This is a genomic window from Chloroflexota bacterium (assembly GCA_016235055.1).
GTDB lineage: Bacteria > Chloroflexota > Anaerolineae > JACRMK01 > JACRMK01 > JACRMK01.
In genome coordinates, this window is sequence record JACRMK010000024.1 from 26982 (window position 1) to 43251 (window position 16270).

17 protein-coding genes are annotated in these 16270 nt (G+C 62.8%); 15 read left to right on the plus strand and 2 right to left on the minus strand.

The window, feature by feature from the left end:
• Positions 1–471: 471 nt before the first annotated feature.
• The 7 genes from HZB53_06450 to HZB53_06480 all read left to right on the plus strand — a co-directional run bounded on the left by HZB53_06450 (position 472) and on the right by HZB53_06480 (position 8882).
• Positions 472–882: a hypothetical protein gene (locus tag HZB53_06450; GenBank protein ID MBI5877270.1), complete on the plus strand. Its 411-nt coding sequence runs from the start codon at positions 472–474 to the stop codon at positions 880–882.
• Positions 883–897: 15 nt separating this feature from the next.
• On the plus strand, positions 898–4071 hold the full coding sequence (locus tag HZB53_06455) for a tetratricopeptide repeat protein (GenBank protein ID MBI5877271.1): 3174 nt from the start codon (positions 898–900) through the stop codon (positions 4069–4071).
• A 440-nt stretch (positions 4072–4511) separates the two neighbouring features.
• Positions 4512–4652: a hypothetical protein gene (locus tag HZB53_06460; protein ID MBI5877272.1), complete on the plus strand. Its 141-nt coding sequence runs from the start codon at positions 4512–4514 to the stop codon at positions 4650–4652.
• Between the two features lie 103 nt (positions 4653–4755).
• Positions 4756–5235: a DUF5317 domain-containing protein gene (locus HZB53_06465; GenBank protein ID MBI5877273.1), complete on the plus strand. Its 480-nt coding sequence runs from the start codon at positions 4756–4758 to the stop codon at positions 5233–5235.
• Positions 5236–5448: 213 nt separating this feature from the next.
• The gene (locus HZB53_06470; GenBank protein MBI5877274.1) at positions 5449–5802 is read left to right on the plus strand and encodes a hypothetical protein; all 354 of its coding nucleotides are present in this window, start codon (positions 5449–5451) and stop codon (positions 5800–5802) included.
• A 61-nt stretch (positions 5803–5863) separates the two neighbouring features.
• Positions 5864–6274 carry a hypothetical protein gene (locus HZB53_06475; protein MBI5877275.1) on the plus strand — a complete coding sequence of 137 codons (411 nt, stop codon included), beginning with the start codon at positions 5864–5866 and terminating at the stop codon, positions 6272–6274.
• Between the two features lie 229 nt (positions 6275–6503).
• Positions 6504–8882, plus strand: coding sequence for a GAF domain-containing protein (locus HZB53_06480; protein MBI5877276.1), 2379 nt, complete (start codon positions 6504–6506; stop codon positions 8880–8882).
• Positions 8883–9053: 171 nt separating this feature from the next.
• On the opposite strand, the gene HZB53_06485 is transcribed toward HZB53_06480, so the two are convergent.
• The gene (locus HZB53_06485) at positions 9054–9368 is read right to left on the minus strand and encodes a pyridoxal-phosphate dependent enzyme (GenBank protein MBI5877277.1); all 315 of its coding nucleotides are present in this window, start codon (positions 9366–9368) and stop codon (positions 9054–9056) included.
• Between the two features lie 922 nt (positions 9369–10290).
• On the opposite strand from HZB53_06485, the gene HZB53_06490 reads away from it, so the two are divergent.
• The gene (locus tag HZB53_06490) at positions 10291–11370 is read left to right on the plus strand and encodes an AlkZ family DNA glycosylase (GenBank protein ID MBI5877278.1); all 1080 of its coding nucleotides are present in this window, start codon (positions 10291–10293) and stop codon (positions 11368–11370) included.
• Entirely contained in the window at positions 11367–12005 is a 639-nt protein-coding gene (locus HZB53_06495) for an alpha/beta hydrolase (protein ID MBI5877279.1), read from the plus strand. Before HZB53_06490 ends, HZB53_06495 begins: the two co-directional genes overlap by 4 nt.
• Positions 12006–12012: 7 nt before the next feature.
• On the opposite strand, the gene HZB53_06500 is transcribed toward HZB53_06495, so the two are convergent.
• Positions 12013–13644, minus strand: coding sequence for a tRNA uridine(34) 5-carboxymethylaminomethyl modification radical SAM/GNAT enzyme Elp3 (locus HZB53_06500; GenBank protein ID MBI5877280.1), 1632 nt, complete (start codon positions 13642–13644; stop codon positions 12013–12015).
• 158 nt (positions 13645–13802) lie between these two features.
• On the opposite strand from HZB53_06500, the gene HZB53_06505 reads away from it, so the two are divergent.
• The 6 genes from HZB53_06505 to HZB53_06530 all read left to right on the plus strand — a co-directional run.
• Positions 13803–14519 (plus strand): class I SAM-dependent methyltransferase, encoded by a 717-nt coding sequence (locus tag HZB53_06505; GenBank protein ID MBI5877281.1) that lies wholly within the window; start codon positions 13803–13805, stop codon positions 14517–14519.
• A 95-nt stretch (positions 14520–14614) separates the two neighbouring features.
• Entirely contained in the window at positions 14615–14854 is a 240-nt protein-coding gene (locus HZB53_06510) for a hypothetical protein (protein MBI5877282.1), read from the plus strand.
• Between the two features lie 24 nt (positions 14855–14878).
• On the plus strand, positions 14879–15304 hold the full coding sequence (locus HZB53_06515; GenBank protein MBI5877283.1) for a nucleotidyltransferase substrate binding protein: 426 nt from the start codon (positions 14879–14881) through the stop codon (positions 15302–15304).
• Positions 15301–15639, plus strand: coding sequence for a nucleotidyltransferase domain-containing protein (locus HZB53_06520; protein ID MBI5877284.1), 339 nt, complete (start codon positions 15301–15303; stop codon positions 15637–15639). The genes HZB53_06515 and HZB53_06520 overlap by 4 nt, the downstream gene beginning before the upstream one ends.
• Before the next feature lie 35 nt (positions 15640–15674).
• Entirely contained in the window at positions 15675–15881 is a 207-nt protein-coding gene (locus tag HZB53_06525; protein ID MBI5877285.1) for a hypothetical protein, read from the plus strand.
• A 209-nt stretch (positions 15882–16090) separates the two neighbouring features.
• Positions 16091–16270, plus strand: a 180-nt coding sequence (locus tag HZB53_06530; GenBank protein MBI5877286.1) for a hypothetical protein, incomplete at its 3' end; no start/stop codon positions are given.

Genomic DNA, 16270 nt, shown 5'->3' on the forward strand with positions numbered 1-16270 from the left:
AACGGCAATACCGATCTCGACGCAATCGGTCGGAATCCGTCGGCGATGAACTCGTCACAGGAGGACGGTTTCGGCCCCCGAGTGTATGATCCTCGGCCGGCCCGGCGTTGGATGCCACCCGGGCGATTGAAAAGCTGGCCGACAAACTGAGTGCCCGTGCCCTGAGCCTGTCGAAGGGAACCTGTGGAAGGGAGCCGGTCGAAAAGCGCCCCTCGAAGGGCGCGGAAGCGCCCGCACGCTTGAACCCCTTCTGCGACTCGCCCCGCGCCGTTGGCGGGGGTGGGCGGGGCCGGCAAGCTCCGCGTGTGATTCGCTAGTCCATGGTTACGCATTATAGCTCTCTTGGATTGCCCCAGGCTACTCAGTTTCTGGACGCGGCGCGTCCGCTTGATCATAATGGTCGTCAAGAGATTACCCGTTGATCGTGAATTGATCGTGAATTGGGCAGTCCGCGCATAGAGACCGCCGCAGATGCTCGACCCAGTGGAAACCACAGGCGCTCTTGGCCACCCGATGTGGATGCAGAGAGATGTCCACGAATCTCAATCCGCGAAGGTGGTTGCATTGGCCGCCAGCCAAGGCCCACTGGTAGGATTCGAGCCAGCAATTCTCATTTTGACTTTGGACGCGTACTTTCCAATGCGGGCTTGCTATGAACTGGCCCCTGGTGCTTGTCACGCAAGCTGGCTCGACAAGAAAGCGGCGTTGCCCTCCCCCGACCCCCTCCCAACTTCGTTGGGAGGGGGCGAGATTCTAAAGGGATTGGCGGCCGACTCCAAAATGAGCATTGCTGCCTGCAGCAACATCGCCTTGACGGCCACAGGTATTTCTCGTAAGATGCCGACAGCAATCAACGAGCGTCATGCTGGCGCTGTGGTTTGAACCCGGGGAGATTCCGTGTCACTGGTTATCGCCAAAATCCGCACACCACCCCGGCCCGCGAATATCCTGCGACGGCCGCGCCTGGTCGGTTACCTGGCTACCCAGGTCAACCGGCAACTGGTTATCGTCTCAGCGCCGGCCGGCTACGGTAAGACCAGTTTGCTCCTCGATTTTGCGCATCACTCTGGCGCGCATATCGCCTGGTACGCGCTGGACGAATTTGACAACTCGCCTCACGTATTCCTGCGCTACCTAATTGAATCGATCCGCATCCACGATCCGTCGTTTGGTTCCGCGGCGCTCCACGCGCTCGACACGGCCGCCGATACGATGGAATCGCTGCGCTCGGTGGTCGCGCCGATCGCCAATGAGCTGTATCAACTGCCCTACAGCGTCGTGATCGTCCTCGACGACTACCACGTTATTCACAACGAGGTGATCAGCCAGTTGGTGGCGATGCTGATCCTGTACACCCGCGAACACGCGCACGTCTTTATCAGCTCGCGCACGGTGCCTTACATTCCCGACCAGATCCTCTTGCTGGCTCGCGGCCAACTCGGCGGCCTGGGCGCCGACGACATGAAATTCAATGTGCAGGAAATCCAGGCCCTATTCCAGCAAAACTATGGCTTGTCGGTCCCCGAACCGCGCGCGAACGAACTCGCGCAGTTTTGCGACGGCTGGATCACTGCACTTCTCTTGCTTGGCCATCAACTGGGTTGGGCCGAACTGGTCAAGGGCGCCGTAGGCGCACCGGAAGCGGCCACGCGAGTATTCGACTACCTGGTCGAACAGGTCTTCGCAAAACAGCCGATCGATCTGCAGCACTTCATGCTGGGCTCATCCGTTGTTGACCGCATGTCTCCGGACCAACTGAACCGGCTGCCGGGGTTGACGCGCGCCGGTGCGTATCTTCAGGCGCTTGAAGCGCAACAACTGTTCGTAACCCGTTTGGGTGGTAGCGAGGATACCTACAGCTACCATCCGCTGTTCCGCAGCTTCCTGCAGCAGCGCCTGCGCAGCGAGCACGCTGAATGGCATGCGCAACTGTCTCTGGCTGCCGCCGAGCACTACAGCCGCACTCAACAATGGGAACGCGCGATCGAGACTTATCTCTCACTCGGGCGCGAGGCCGATGCGGGCACGGTGCTGGAACAGGCGGAAGAGTCGTTGAGGGCGTTTCCACAAATCTTGAATGTCAAGCCCTGGCTGGACAACTTGCACGGCAGCACCCAGTTCAGCCCGCACCTCGTCAGCCTTCAAGCTAAAGTCCACCTGGCTCGTGGCGAGCTGGAACAGGCCGCGGAGCAATTCAAGCGTGCCGCCGAAATGTTTCTGACGGCCGGGGACCGCGCGGCCGCCGCCGACAAGTTGATCTGGAGAGCGACCGCCTTGCGCGGCTTGGGGCGTTACCAGGCGTGCATCGACGATTGTGCGACGATTGCCGACCTGCTGGCCGGCCTGCCGAGCGCGGTTGGCCTCACGGCATTGAACCTTTCAAATCGCGGCTGGGCGTTTTATGAGCTAGGTCGTCTGAAGGAGGCCCAGGACGACTTTACGCAGGCCAGGCATTTGCTGTCCGACAGCGGCGACTTCGTCAATCAAGCCAATGCGGCCCAATATCTCGGCATCGTTCACCGAGCGCTGGGCAGCACGGCGGAGGCTTTGCGCTATTATCGCGAGGCGCTTGGGCTGTGGGATCGCGCGGAACGCCCGGCCGATGCCGCCAACGTGCTCAATAGCCTGGGCAATCTCCACTATCTGCGCGGGGAGTTCGACGAGGCGGAAACCGTTTTGCGCGAGGCGCTTAGCCGATCCCAGACCACCAAAGCTATGCGGACCCAGGCGATTGTGCTCTGCACCCTCGGCGATGTACACAAGGATCAGCGTGAGTACAGCAAGGCCCTGGAGCTATTTGGCGACGGATTGCGCGTGGCCCTGGAAGCGCACTACGCGTTTGCCTCGACCTATTGCCAGATGGCCAGCGCGGACATCTACCGGCTACTGGGTGACTTCGTGCGCGCGCATGACTGGCTCGAAGCCGCGTCGGCGTCAATCACCGCGAGCGGCTCTGCGACCGAATACGCCCGCTTGCTGTTGATGCGCGGGAAACTCGCGCGCGATCAGGGCCGCATGGATGAGGCGCTCGCATCGATTGAGGAAGCCGCGGGACTGCTGCACCAGGCCAGCGACAAGCACCTCGAGGCGCTCGCCGAATTCTTGTGGGCCCAGCTGTTGGATCTGTCGGGACGTACGGACGAAGCGGCGCCCCACCTGATCTGTGCCGCCGAACTGGTGGAGGTCCTGGGCTACGACCAGTTTCTGGTTGTCGAGGGCGATGAATCAGCAAGTATCCTGCAGCACGCCAGCACGCTCGGTCGTGTGGCCCCGACATTCCAGCGGATCTTAGAGCGCGTCCGGCCGTTTGCGCCGCGCCTTGGGGCGCCAACCGCGTCGACCAGCTCCGCCCCGGTCGTCGCGGTGTTCACCCTGGGTCAGGAACGATACCTTGTGGACTCCGGCGAAGTAACGCAACTGCGACCACAGGTGCGGGATGTGTTTCTTTTCCTGCTGGCACGCCATCCGCGCGGCGCCAGACCCGATGAACTTTGGGAATTGGCCTGGCCCGACCTGCCGGAGCGGCGGGCTGACGACATCCTGCACATGACGATCACCCGCATCCGCAAGGCGCTGTGTCCGGTCGAACTGGTAAATGGCTGGTATTTTCTGGCGCCACAGCGCGTGTGGTATGACGCACGGGAGTTCGAGCGGGGCCTGGCCGGTGCCGCCCGCGCGCAAACGGCGCGCACGCGCATCCCGCGCCTCGTGCAGGCGCTCGACCTGTATGCCGGCGATTATCTGACTCGCCTGGATGAGCAATGGGTGCTCGTCGAACGCGAACGCCTGCGTAAAGTCTGGATCAATGCGCAGATTTCGCTTGCCAGTTCCTATACTGAGCTGCAGGACTACGAATCCGCCTTGCAAGTCTACCAGCGCCTGAACGTCGAGGAACCATTTCTGGAGGAGGCTTGGCAAGGCGCCGTACAGACCTTCGCCCGGATGGGAAACCGAGCTGCGGCCCTTGCGTATTATGAGCGGTTTGAGTCAGTGTTGCTGGAGGACCTGGGTATCGAGCCGGGCGCAGAGGCTCAGGCGCTCCGCAGCCGGATCGTCAACATGGTGACTTGAATCGGGTCGACGATCAACAACTAAAGAGCTGGAGCAGCGATTCTCATTTTGGCTTTGGACGGGTACATTCCAATGCCGGCTTGCTATGAACTGGCCCCCTTGGTGCTTGTCACGCAAGCGGGCTCGACAAGAAAGCGGCGTTGCCCTCCCCCCGACCCCCTCCCAACGAAGCTGGGAGGGGACGAGATTCTAAGGGGAGGTGCGCGGCGGCTGCGCCGCCGCGCACCGCCCCGTTAGCTTTTCCCCTGCGCCCCCGCGCGCGCGGGGGCGCAGGGGCCGGGGATGAGGGGGCAACCTGGCGGCCGGCTCCAAAATGAGAATTGCTGGAGCCATCGGACATTCTGGCGGCTCCGGTTTTTGTGTCTTGGTTAGGAATTGGTTAGCGCCTCCTGATAGAATTTCCTCACAGTTGCTGGTACACCAATTCTCAGGAGAAAACCATGAACACACTCGCTCGCCTCGCCTCATACCTGTCGTCGCCGCGCTTGATCTGGCTACTCGTCCTGCTCGGCCTGCTGGCCGCCGCGCTCGCCGGTGGAGCACCGGATGGCGGCCTTTGCCCCGGCATCGCTTCCTGCTGACCCCCACGTGTACCTGTACACATTGGTCCTGGTCGGCCTGGGCGCCGCCGTCGGCAGTTGGAGAGCACGCTCGCCGTTTGCCACTAGGCGCCCGCTGGCGCCTGTGCGCGCGATTTACCTGCCGTTTGTCGCGTTGGGCGTTCAAGCATGGGCGCTGCGTGGGGATGACGGCAGCCATCGTTTAGGCTTGATGGCGTTGTCGTTTGTGCTGCTCTTCGCATTTACGTGGCAGAACCGCAAGCATCGGCCGATGCTTTTATTGCTGGCCGGCCTGCTGCTCAACATGGCGCCCATGCTACTTCATAATGGGTACATGCCGATCACACCAGAGACGCTGGCGACCCTTTTTCCCTCGGCGCCCGAGAACTGGCCTCTTGGGCTGGTTCGCCCAGGTTCCAAAGATATCGTGGCAAGTGCAGCCGACTCGCCACTCTGGTTCCTGGGTGACGTTTTCGCGCTCGCTTCTCCATTTCCGATGCCGACCGCTTTCAGCATAGGCGATCTGGTCATCATGGGCGGCTACCTATGGTCAGCTATACATTTTACGGGGCAGACTACAAGCCTACCCGTTACAGCGAAATAGAACGACTGGTCGTGGCTGGCGCGCTGGACAAACGACTACAGAATCTACTCGTGCAGGATCCAAGCCGGGCCATCGATAGATATTGGGCGGACCGTTTTGGGTTGAGCGTCGAGGAGAAAGCGTTTATCTGCAGCATCCGCGCCACTGACTTCGCAGACCTTGTCTCCCAGGTAGCCCATTGGGTCAGCCAGCGGCGCGAATGAAGAGGCTTGGATGACTCGCTATCGCATCGTCTGCATCATTCAGCATCCGATATTCCTGCCGACAACTCATGCGCACATCTTCGAGGTAGGGGCCGTTCCTGAAGGCGACGATCGTCCCGTGCGGTTGAGTCTGCCGGACATCCTCGAGGCTATGAAGGCGGGCGACCGTTTCTATGCCGTCGGCGAACAGAGCCACCAGCGAGCCAGCGTCGAAGCGGCATCATGCCCGAACTGCGGGCGCCTGATCCTTCGAACAGTAGGCGACGCCGTTAAAGACAACAATGTGGACTGTTTGCAGCGTTGCTATCCCGACCCGCAGGCGGCCTCAATCACATTGGTACGTCAAGCGGAGCCAATGCACTAGCCGTTGCCGATGTCTGTTCGTTCACCATACGCCGTTGATTTCGCCCAGAACAGCGTGAGCCGTGTCAACACCTGCTCATAACCCGCCGAGGCCGGCCACGACCGTCAGCTACCAGTTAGTCGAGGATGCGCTTGAGCACTTGTGGGATTACGCCTATCTGGAAACGCATCCCCTGTCCGCGCTCCACCGCATACCCGATTCCCTGGAGGGAACGCACGCCATGCACGTCGGGCCCGGCAAGGCATTGAATCTTTGCTTGCAGGGTATCATCAAACGCCTGAGTCCGCCACATGCTGTTTGCCGTTCGGTCCGCGAACGGCGCTACTTCGACATCTTACACGGCTGCTACGTCGGGCGCGAGACCAACAAGACGGTCGCCTGGAAGCTGGGCATGGCCGATCGCACCTTCTATCGTCGCCGCCGCCAGGCGATCGAGATGATCACTCAGATGTTGGCTGATCTGCACGGATAGAGGCGCCCGGATCGGGCGGCGCGTCAGCCGTCAGCGGCCGTGCCTCGCGCAGCGTGCGGCGCAAATGCTCGTCGCGGCTTTGCGCCCGTAAGCGCGAACTATAGGGTGGTAATCAACGAGCCATCACCGGACAGCATTCAATGCAACCGATGACTGCCAGACGCCACCGGATAGCATTCAATGCAACCGATGACTGCTAGACGCCGGGCGCACGAAAGAAAGTACCCTGATGGAGACGCGCCTGCAGATTCTGTACCTCGACGACGAACCGAATGACGCCCGGCAAGTGCGGGAGACTCTAGCCTCAGCAGGCGTCGACTGCGACGTGCTGCGGGTCGAAACGCGCGAGCAGTTCGGGGCGGCCGTAGCCCAGGGTGGATTTGACCTCATCCTGTCTGATATTGCGTTATCCTCGTTTGATGGTCTCAGCGCCCTCGCGCTGGCGCGGCAGGATCGCCCCAACGTGCCTTTCATCTTCGTCTCAGGCGCGCTGGGCGAAGAGGTTGCGATCGAAAGCCTGAAAAACGGCGCCACCGACTACGTGCTCAAAGAGAAGCTGGCGCGGCTGGCGCCCATCACACGGCGCGCCCTGCGCGAAGCCGCAGACCAACGGGAACGCACGCAGGCGGAAGACGCGCTGCGCCGTTCGCACAACCTGCTCAACCTCACCGGGCAGATGGCCGAGGTCGGCGGCTGGGAAGTGGATCTGGACACGCAGACCCTGAGTTGGACCGACGAGGTCTATCGCGTCCACGAGGTCGATCCGGCCACCCGGCCAAGCGTGGCCGAGGCGATCAATTTCTACGCTCCGGAGGCGCGGCCGGTCATCACCGCCGCTTTGCAGGCCGCCATGGACTCCGGCACACCGTGGGATCTTGAACTGCCGCTGATTACCGCGACGGGCCGTCCGATCTGGGTGCGCGCCCAGGGTGCAGCCGAACGACGCGCCGGTCGGGTTGTTCGCTTGCACGGCGTCTTTCAGGATATCACCAAGCGCCGGCGCGCGGAAGAAAGCCTGCGCCAGCGATTAGCCGAACTTGAGGCGCTGCACACCATCTCTGCAGCACTGCGCGTGGCGCAGACCCGCGACGAAGCTCTGCCAATTCTGCTGGACGAAACGCTGGCCGCACTGGAAACCGACGCCGGCGCCATCTGGCTGTATTATGGCGACAGCGACGAACTGCGCCCCGCCGTCGAACGCGGCTGGTTTCAGCAATGGGGCCAAACCCCGATGAAACCGGGCGAAGGCATCGCCGGAACGGTTCTTGCCAGCGGGCACGTCCACCACTCCGCCGAATTTCGCAGCGACCCGCTCGCGTGCGCTATGACCCGCGCACAGGCGCCCGCTGGCTGGAGCGGCGCATGCCTGCCGATCCGAACGGACATGACAACGGTCGGGGTGCTGTACGTCTCCGTGCCACCCATGCGGCACATTGCGCCACAGCAACTGAAGCTGCTCGAGTCCTTGGCGGAGATGGGCGGCGCCGCCCTGCACCGCATGCGCTTGCATGAAGAGACCGTGCACCACCTCGAGCAATTGCAGGCGCTGCACAGCATTGACCGCGTCATCACGGCCAGCATGGATTTGCGCATGACGCTCAGCGTCCTGTTGGAGCACGTCCAGACGCAATTGCGCGTGGATGCCACGGCCGTGTTACTACTCAATCCCCACAGCAAGACGTTGGAATACGCCAGTGGGCGCGGCTTTCGCACCCACTACGCACAGGCGGTCCACGTCCGCGTGGGAGAGGATTTCGCCGGCCGCGCCGTGGTCGAGCGTCGCATGGTGCACGTGACCGATGCGGCCACGACGCCGGCGGATCTTCACCTGGCGGCGATGTGGCAGCGCGAAGGCCTGGCGGCCTACTTTGGCGTGCCGCTGATCGCCAAAGGGCAGGTCAAGGGCGTGCTGGAAGTGTTCCACCGCACACCGCTGACCCCCGACCCGCTCTGGCTGGATTTTCTTGAGACGCTCGCCGGTCAAGCGGCGATAGCCATTGACAATGCCCAACTTTTCGAGAACCTGCAGCGCTCCAACCTGAACCTCTCGCGCGCCTACGACGCTACGATTGAAGGCTGGTCGCGCGCGCTCGATTTGCGCGACAAGGAGACTGAGGGGCACACCCAGCGCGTCACCACGCTGACGTTGCGGTTGGCGCGCTCCATGGGACTGAGCGACGGCGCCTTGGTGCACGTGCAACGGGGCGCGCTGCTGCACGACATCGGCAAGATGGGTGTGCCGGACAGTATCCTGCTCAAGCCGGGCCCACTGAGCGAATCGGAATGGGCACTGATGCGCAGGCACCCGGTCTATGCCCACGAGATGCTCGCGCCGATTGATTACCTGCAGCCGGCGCTCGACATCCCATACTGTCATCACGAGAAATGGGACGGCACCGGCTACCCGCGCGGGATACGGGGCGACCAAATTCCAATGCCGGCGCGCATCTTCGCAGTGGCCGACGTGTGGGATGCACTGCGCTCCGATCGACCCTACCGCCGGGCTTGGCCGGAAGCGAAGGTGCTGGCGCACATCCGAGCGCAGACAGGGCAGCACTTCGACCCGCGCGTGGTGGAGGCATTCCTGGCCGAACACGGTACGCTCTGACGCCGGCGCCGAGCGCGCCACTGATGGGGCGGTTGGATTGAAGCCGCACACCGACTTATGCGGCTCGTCCTCACCGGCTATGTGGCCCTCAGCCGTGGTGGAACGATCGACCGGGTGATGGGCGCGCCTGGGATGCGCACGCCGCGACTGCGTTACGGGTGTGGTGCGCCGTCAGTCTGCCAACGCGTCTTTCAACTGCTGTATCGAGCTATGCCCTCCGTTTAGAATCCGCGCGAAGTACCGGCCTCGCAATCGGTCCTTGATCTGCAAAGCGGCGGCCAACGATGCCGCCCCAGCCGCTTCCGCCAGGTTATGCGTTTTCTCCAGCAGTAATCGCTTCGCCGCCCGCATCTCGGACTCGCCGACGAGGGCATAATCGTCGAGGCGCTCGCGGTGAATCGCTTGGGTCAGCGCGAAGCCGACACGCGTTGCCAGTCCTTCCGCGAAGGTTGTCGACGGCGCTTCGGCCAACCTGCGCTCCGTCAAACAGATAGCGCATGACCGCGATCCCGTTGAATCCTTTGTCCAGATACAGACAGACGATGCCCAGGCACTGCAGGCGTTTGAGCAGATTGTCCAACACATTGACCGTATCGTTTTCTGGTAGGACGAAATGAATCGCCAGCGTCACCCGCAAACCATTCAGCATCACGTAGGCGGTCGCGATCCGATCGAAGCGGGTGGTGCCGTCGCGCGCTGCGGCGCGCACCCAGTAGCCCTCATCTTGCGACCGCTTTCCACAATATGGCTGGACGTGCAAGTCGATCGCCACCCGTTGCGCTTGGCGTTTGAGGCGCGCGGGCATGCGTTCCGCCAGGGCCGCATGCAGGTGCCGTTCCAGTGCAGGCAACTCGTCCACACGCAATTGTGCGTTCAGATAGCCACGGATCGTCTCCGACTGGCTGATACCCAACCAGTCCGTACAGACGGCTTCCAGCGTGCCGCGGTTCACGGCCACGCCCAACAGCGCGTCAAACAGGTTAGCGGTCGTGCACTGATAACCATCCGCTTCCGTCAGCACCTTTCTGATCCGTCAGTTTCAGCGTATCATGAGCCATCGGCTTGCTCCCTTGCGATTGATAGTTGGCGCTAACAATCTTACAAGGTTTCGGCAAGCCGATACTCTTGCTCGTTTCAATCGCCCTCTACGCCAATTTTGGATCTACTGAGTCTATTATCTGGTCGGCCTCTCGCTGGCCGCATTTGGCTTCCTGCCGCCGATCTTCGCCGCGGCCGCGCAGTCGCTGCCGGATATCGGCATCCTGGCCAATTCGTCGCGGTTGCTGCGGCAGAAGTAAGGGTAACCTCTACCGACTGCTGCGCGCTCGACGTGAATGATGCCCGCTCGTTGGCTGTGAGGCGATTTCGCGGGTGACCGCGACGTGTATCGGCGCGATAGGTATTGCCCATGACAATCAACGTGCAGATCGCCCGTGCACGCCTGCGGAGCCAGCGTATTTCCGGCGCTCGCTTCAACCGCCCCGATGAGGTCGTGGCGTGGATGGGTGTCGTGCAGGCGCAGGACTATCTCGGCGCGCTGTGGGCGATTGGGTTGCGCATGCAGCGGAGTTCCGAGGCTGCCGTCGAGCGCGCACTTGCTGAGCGGAGCATCATCCGCACCTGGCCGGCGCGCGGTACGCTGCACTTTGTGGCCGCCTCCGATGTACGCTGGATACTCAACTTGCTCGCGCCGCGCACGATTGCCTCTCAAGCTGGGCGTTTCCGACAACTGGGACTGGACGACGCAACCGTTGCACGCAGCCGGGGCGTCGTAACCCGCGCGTTGTGCGACGGGCAGCAACTCACGCGCGACGCAATGTACCAGGCGTTGGAAGCGGCGGGCGTTTCGGTTGCCGGTCAGCGCGGTATCCACCTGCTCGGACGGCTCGCGCTCGAAGGTCTCATCTGCTTTGGCGCGCGTGACGGCAAGCAGCAGACGTTCACGCTGCTGGACACATGGATGCCGCCTGCCAACCCGAAATCGCACGCTGAGGCACTGGCCGAACTCGCTCGCCGCTACTTCACGAGCCATGGGCCGGCGACCGTTCCGGACTTTGCATGGTGGTCGGGTTTGACCGTGTCCGATGCCCGCGAGGGATTGGAGCTCGCCGGTTCGCATCTGGCGCGCGAGTTGATTGGAGGCCAGAGCTTTTGGTATTCTCCGGATGCCATCGCCGGCGCAAAAGCACCGACCGCGGTTAGCCTGCTGCCAGCGTTCGACGAATACCTGGTCAGCTATAAGGATCGCAGTGCTGTGCTCGATCCACTCGACGTGAAGCGCGTGAATGCGGGTGGCGGCATATTGAACCCGGCGATTGTCGTGGATGGGCAGGTTGTCGGCACGTGGAAGCGCACACTGCGCAGGGGTGCGGTGGCCGTCGCGCCCACCGGGTTCCCGAAGCATGCGCAGGTCGCTGAATCTGCTCTGCGCGAAGCCGTTGAGCGTTACGGCGCCTTTCTTGGGCTAACTGCCGAGGTGGAGGCATGACATTGCGCGGACTGTTTCTGCCGGGGTTCGCTTGCACCTCGGAGATCTGGCGGCCGGTATGTGATCGGCTAGCGCCAGACTGCGCGTGCGACCGGGTGGATTGGCCGGTCGAGGCTACACCTGACTTTCATCGGGTTTCCGACTTCGCCGATTGGCTGCAGAGAGCGCATGTGCTCGCCGCATACGATTTCATCGTGGGGCACAGCATGGGTGGCTTGGTGGCGCTGCATGCTGCTGATGCGCTTCAACCAGCCTGCCGGCTGATTCTGATGGAATCGTTCGTGCGACCGCCGGCGCCGTTCTTCCGGAGCCTCGTGCTCGACGCGAACGCATCGCCGGCGGTGCGGGCGCTGCCGGGCATGCTCGCGCACGAAGCGGCGCACTACTCGCCTCGTCTGCGTCAAGCGCTGCGCGATGTCGATATGACCGAGCTTGTGCGGCAACTACGCCAGCCGGTCAGTGCGATTTACGGCGACCGGGGCAGCGGGCAGAAAGACGCCGTAGTGGCTGCGCTCGGCTGGCCGCCTGACCTGCTGGCGCGCGTGCCGGTTCGCATCATCCCCGGGGCGTGTCACTTTCCGATGGTGGAGAAGCCGCAGGCAATAGCGGATGCCGTGCGGAGCATCCTGGGATGATAGCCGCTTACAACGCCCGACTCATATACAGTTCTCCCCGCTCGAACCCCAGCTTACGGTAGTACTCCCGCGTGCCGATCGCCGCGATGACGGCGATACGTTTGTAACCCGCTGCGCGCGCCACGTCCGTCGCGCGTTCGGCGAGCCGGCGGCCCAGGCCTGTATGCTGTGCCTCGCCGTGGCTCTCCGTGCCGAGCTCCAGCGCCGGCCCGTACACGTGCACCTCGCGCACCATGGCGCTTCCGCGTACTTCCTCCAACAGTTCGTCGGGCGGCGCGTCCGCGCGCGGCAGCGACAGCCGCAGGAAGCCGGCCAGTCGCCCGGCCGGCGTGACGTACGAGAGGAAATGCTCGGTTGTTGCGTCGGTTTCGTACGTCGTCGTTTCCGCGCGGAGGGCCGCCGTATCGACCGGCTCGCCGCGTACCTCTCGGCAGCGAATGCACTGGCAGCGGACGCCGCGCGTCTGCATGATGCGCTTCACGACATCGCGCAGGTTTGACTGCGTCGAGCCGGCGACAACGTACTGCTTAGGGATGTCGCGCACGACGCGATTGAGGCGGCAGTAGCCCGGCACGATCTGTTTGCAGTCAACCAGCAGTTCGATCAACTCGTCGTCGCTGTACGGGCGGAACTCGCCGCGCTCCCAGATGCGGTGCAGTTCCGTCCCGGCGATGAGGCTGCACGGGTAGATCTTCATCTCGTCGGGACGGATAGCCGGATCGTCCCACAGGCGGCGGAAGTCGGCGCGGTCGCTCTCCGGCGTCGCGCCAAGCAGGTTCGGCATCCAGTGCACGTGCAGCTTGAAGCCGCCCAGCCGGAGCATGCGCAGCGCGCGCCGCGTCGTCTCGTGGTCGTGGCCGCGCCGGTTCAGCGCGAGGATGCGGTCGTCGGTGCTCTGGATGCCGATCTGCACTTTCGTCACGCCCAGCCGCCGCAAGCGCCGCACCTCATCGAGCGTGATCCAGTCGGGGCGCGTCTCGACGACCATGCCGACGCAGCGGTGCGCCGCCTTCTCGTTGGCCGTCTGCGCCTCGGCGAGCGAGGCGGCAGGTTGGCCGTTCAACGCTTCGAGGCAGCGCTGAACGAACCAGTCCTGATAGCGGTGCGGGTAGGCCGACCACGTCGCGCCGACGATCAGCAGCTCGATCTTGTCGGTCGGGTGGCCCATGTTGTCGAGCGCTTGCACGCGCGCCTGCGTCTCGCGGAACGGGTCGAAGCGGGCGCGCTTGGCGCGCTGGACGGCCGGCTCATCGGGCAGGTACGAGCGCGGGTAGCCTTTGGCCTCCGGGCAGAAGATGCAGTCGGCGGGGCAGGGGTACGGCCCGGTCAGCACGGCGACCGGCGCGACGCCGGAGATGGTGCGCGTCGGCTTCAGGCGCAGGCGCGCGGCCAGCCGCGCGTCGGCCGGCAGGTCGCCGGCGGCCACCATCGTCTCATACGCTTTGATGATGGCAGCCTGCGGCACTGCCTGGCCGTCCACGCGGATATGCTTGATCGCCAGCGCGTTGAGCGTGCGCGCGGAGAAGCGGTCGGCGCTGCGCACGGCGTCGAACAGCGCGAGCAGTTGCGCGCGGTGCGTTTCGATGTCGAGCGACGCCGACAGGAAGCGCCAGGGTGAGCGAAATTCTCTATCGTTCATCGGTCAGGCGCGTGCCATTCAAACTTTCACCACAGAGACACAAAGGCACAAAGAACACCAAAAGGTTTTCTTTGTGTCTCTGTGTCTTTGTGGTGGATTGTTTCTTCATCGGATTGAATCTTGGCGATACTGGCTCCTTCATGGTATAACGGCAGGTGATGGATGCCAAACTGATCGACCAGATGATTGAGCTGAACCGGCAGTTCTACACCGAGTTTGCGCGCTCGTTCTCCGAAACGCGCCCCGCCGAGCGCGCCAACGTTACGCCGCTGCTGCCGTACCTGCCGGACGGCACGCATGTGCTCGACGTCGGCTGCGGCAACGGGCGCATCGCCCAGCGGCTCGACCTGATGCACCGGCGACTTCAATACATCGGAGTGGACGTGACGCCGGCGCTGGTGGCCGCGGCGCGCGCGCGGCCGTACCGCACGCTGCGCGCGGAGTTCCGCGCGGCTGACATCACGGAGGCCGGCTGGGAAGCGGTCGTGCGCGCCGATGCGCCGTTCGGCGCGGTGCTGATGACGGCGGTCCTGCACCACATGCCGGGACACGCCCTGCGCCTGTCGGTCCTGCGCGCGGCGCGCAGCCTGCTGGCACCCGGCGGCGTGCTGGTCATGTCGAACTGGCAGTTCGACCGGGTGGAGCGCCTGCGCCGCAAGATCGCGGCGTGGTCGGTGATCGGCGTGGACGCGGCGGCGATGGACGAGGGCGATGCGCTGATCGACTGGCGGCGCGGCGGCGCGGTCGGCTACCGCTACTGCCACCTGCTGTCGCAGGTCGAGGTACGGCAACTGGCCGATGAGAGCGACTTCCGCGTCAGCGATCAGTTCACCGCCGACGGCGGGATGAACCTGTTCAGCGTGTTGAAGGCGTGAGGATGGGTACATCCTGAGGGTAGGGGCCGACCTGCGTGTCGGCCCGCCGCGTGTTCTGTGGGCATGAGCTTGTATAATGATGTTGGAGGTGCGCTGTGACGAATTTTGACGAGACGCTCTTGCGAGAAGTGGCCGCCTTGCCCAAATCGCGCCGGGCCGACGTGCTGGCGTTCGTGCGCTATCTGCGGCTGAGCCTGATGGACGATGCTGAACTGGATCGCCGCTATGATGCCGCAGTGGAGCAGATTCGTGAAACGGGAAAGCAGTATGCCATTTCCGACCTGGATGTAGAAGCCGAAATTCGCGCCGTGAGAGAATCACATGTGAGGCATTGAGCAAGGCGTTATTCGAGAGGCCCTATGACCACTTCAGACATCCGCTGGATTCAACGCTTCAATCATTTCACCAAAGCCCTAGCCCGATTGAAAGAAGCGGTAGAGCTGGCGCGGCAGCGTCCACTCTCCAAGCTCGAAGAGCAAGGGCTGATTCAGGCTTTTGAATTTACCCATGAACTGGCGTGGAATACCCTGAAGGATTTTCTGGAAGATCGCGGCGTGCAAAATCTGTATGGTTCAAAAGACGTTACGCGCGAAGCGTTCAAAACGGGCTTGATCGGAAACGGCGACGTATGGATGGATATGATCGCCAGCCGCAATTTGACGTCGCACACCTACAATGAAGCCACCGCCGCCAAAATCGTCTCCGCTGTACTCGACGCCTACGCTTCAGAATTTGAAGCAATCCTCAACAAACTGGAACAGTTGAAACGGGGCGGAGCGCCATGAAATACGGCTTGAAAGAAACCACCATCCTAAAAGTCTGCGCTCTCCTCACCAGATTTCCGCAAGTGGATAAAGCCGTGCTGTATGGCTCGCGCGCCAAAGGCAACTACAAAGGCGGCTCGGATATTGATCTGACCCTGTGCGGCGGGGCCGACCTGACCCTGCGCGTGCTTTATCGAATCATGGATGAACTGGATGACCTGCTGCTGCCCTACACAATTGACCTCTCCATTTACACCAACATCAGTGACCCCGATCTGATCGAGCATATCCAGCGCGTGGGCATGACATTTTATGCGAAGGCGCCAGCCTATTCCAAGCCGGTCGGAACGGCATAGTCGAGCGCCTGCGCTGCAAGATCGCGGCGTGGTCGGTGATCGGCGTGGACGCGGCGGCGATGGACGAGGGCGACGCGTTGATCGACTGGCGGCGCGGCGGCGAAGTCGGCTATCGCTACGGCCACCTGCTGTCGCAGGCCGAGGTGCGGCAACTGGCCGATGAGAGCGACTTCCGCGTCAGCGACCAGTTCACCGCCGACGGCGGGATGAACCTGTTCAGTGTGTTGAAGGCGGCTGGTTAATGGCGAGCCGTTGAGCGCTGCGGCCGAGGTTGTAGGGACGGGTCTTTGACCCGTCCGGTGGTGCTTCGATGCAACCTACATCGTTCGATCATCCGAATCGCCGATCAATCCGCTTGCGGGGCTACGATTACACGCAGGCAGGCGCGTACTTCGTAACGATCTGCACGGCCGGGCGCCGGCCCATGTTCGGTGGAATACACGATGATAGGATGATCCTCAACGATGCTGGCTCCATCGTAGAAGAGGTATGGAACGACTTGCCCCGGCATTTTCCCATTGTTGAGCTTGATGCCTTTGTCATCATGCCGAATCATGTGCATGGCGTGATCGTGCTTGTCGGAGAATCGGACAACACTGCCAATGCGGAAAACGCGCGCTTGCACGGTTTG

Coding starts and splice junctions, on each gene's coding strand:
- HZB53_06450 (MBI5877270.1), top strand. CDS start 472: ATGCTCGACCCAGTGGAAACCACAGGCGCTCTTGGCCACCCGATGTGG.
- HZB53_06460 (MBI5877272.1), top strand. CDS start 4,512: ATGAACACACTCGCTCGCCTCGCCTCATACCTGTCGTCGCCGCGCTTG.
- HZB53_06470 (MBI5877274.1), top strand. CDS start 5,449: ATGACTCGCTATCGCATCGTCTGCATCATTCAGCATCCGATATTCCTG.
- HZB53_06480 (MBI5877276.1), top strand. CDS start 6,504: ATGGAGACGCGCCTGCAGATTCTGTACCTCGACGACGAACCGAATGAC.
- HZB53_06490 (MBI5877278.1), top strand. CDS start 10,291: ATGACAATCAACGTGCAGATCGCCCGTGCACGCCTGCGGAGCCAGCGT.
- HZB53_06495 (MBI5877279.1), top strand. CDS start 11,367: ATGACATTGCGCGGACTGTTTCTGCCGGGGTTCGCTTGCACCTCGGAG.
- HZB53_06500 (MBI5877280.1), bottom strand. CDS start 13,644: ATGAACGATAGAGAATTTCGCTCACCCTGGCGCTTCCTGTCGGCGTCG.
- HZB53_06505 (MBI5877281.1), top strand. CDS start 13,803: ATGGATGCCAAACTGATCGACCAGATGATTGAGCTGAACCGGCAGTTC.
- HZB53_06515 (MBI5877283.1), top strand. CDS start 14,879: ATGACCACTTCAGACATCCGCTGGATTCAACGCTTCAATCATTTCACC.
- HZB53_06520 (MBI5877284.1), top strand. CDS start 15,301: ATGAAATACGGCTTGAAAGAAACCACCATCCTAAAAGTCTGCGCTCTC.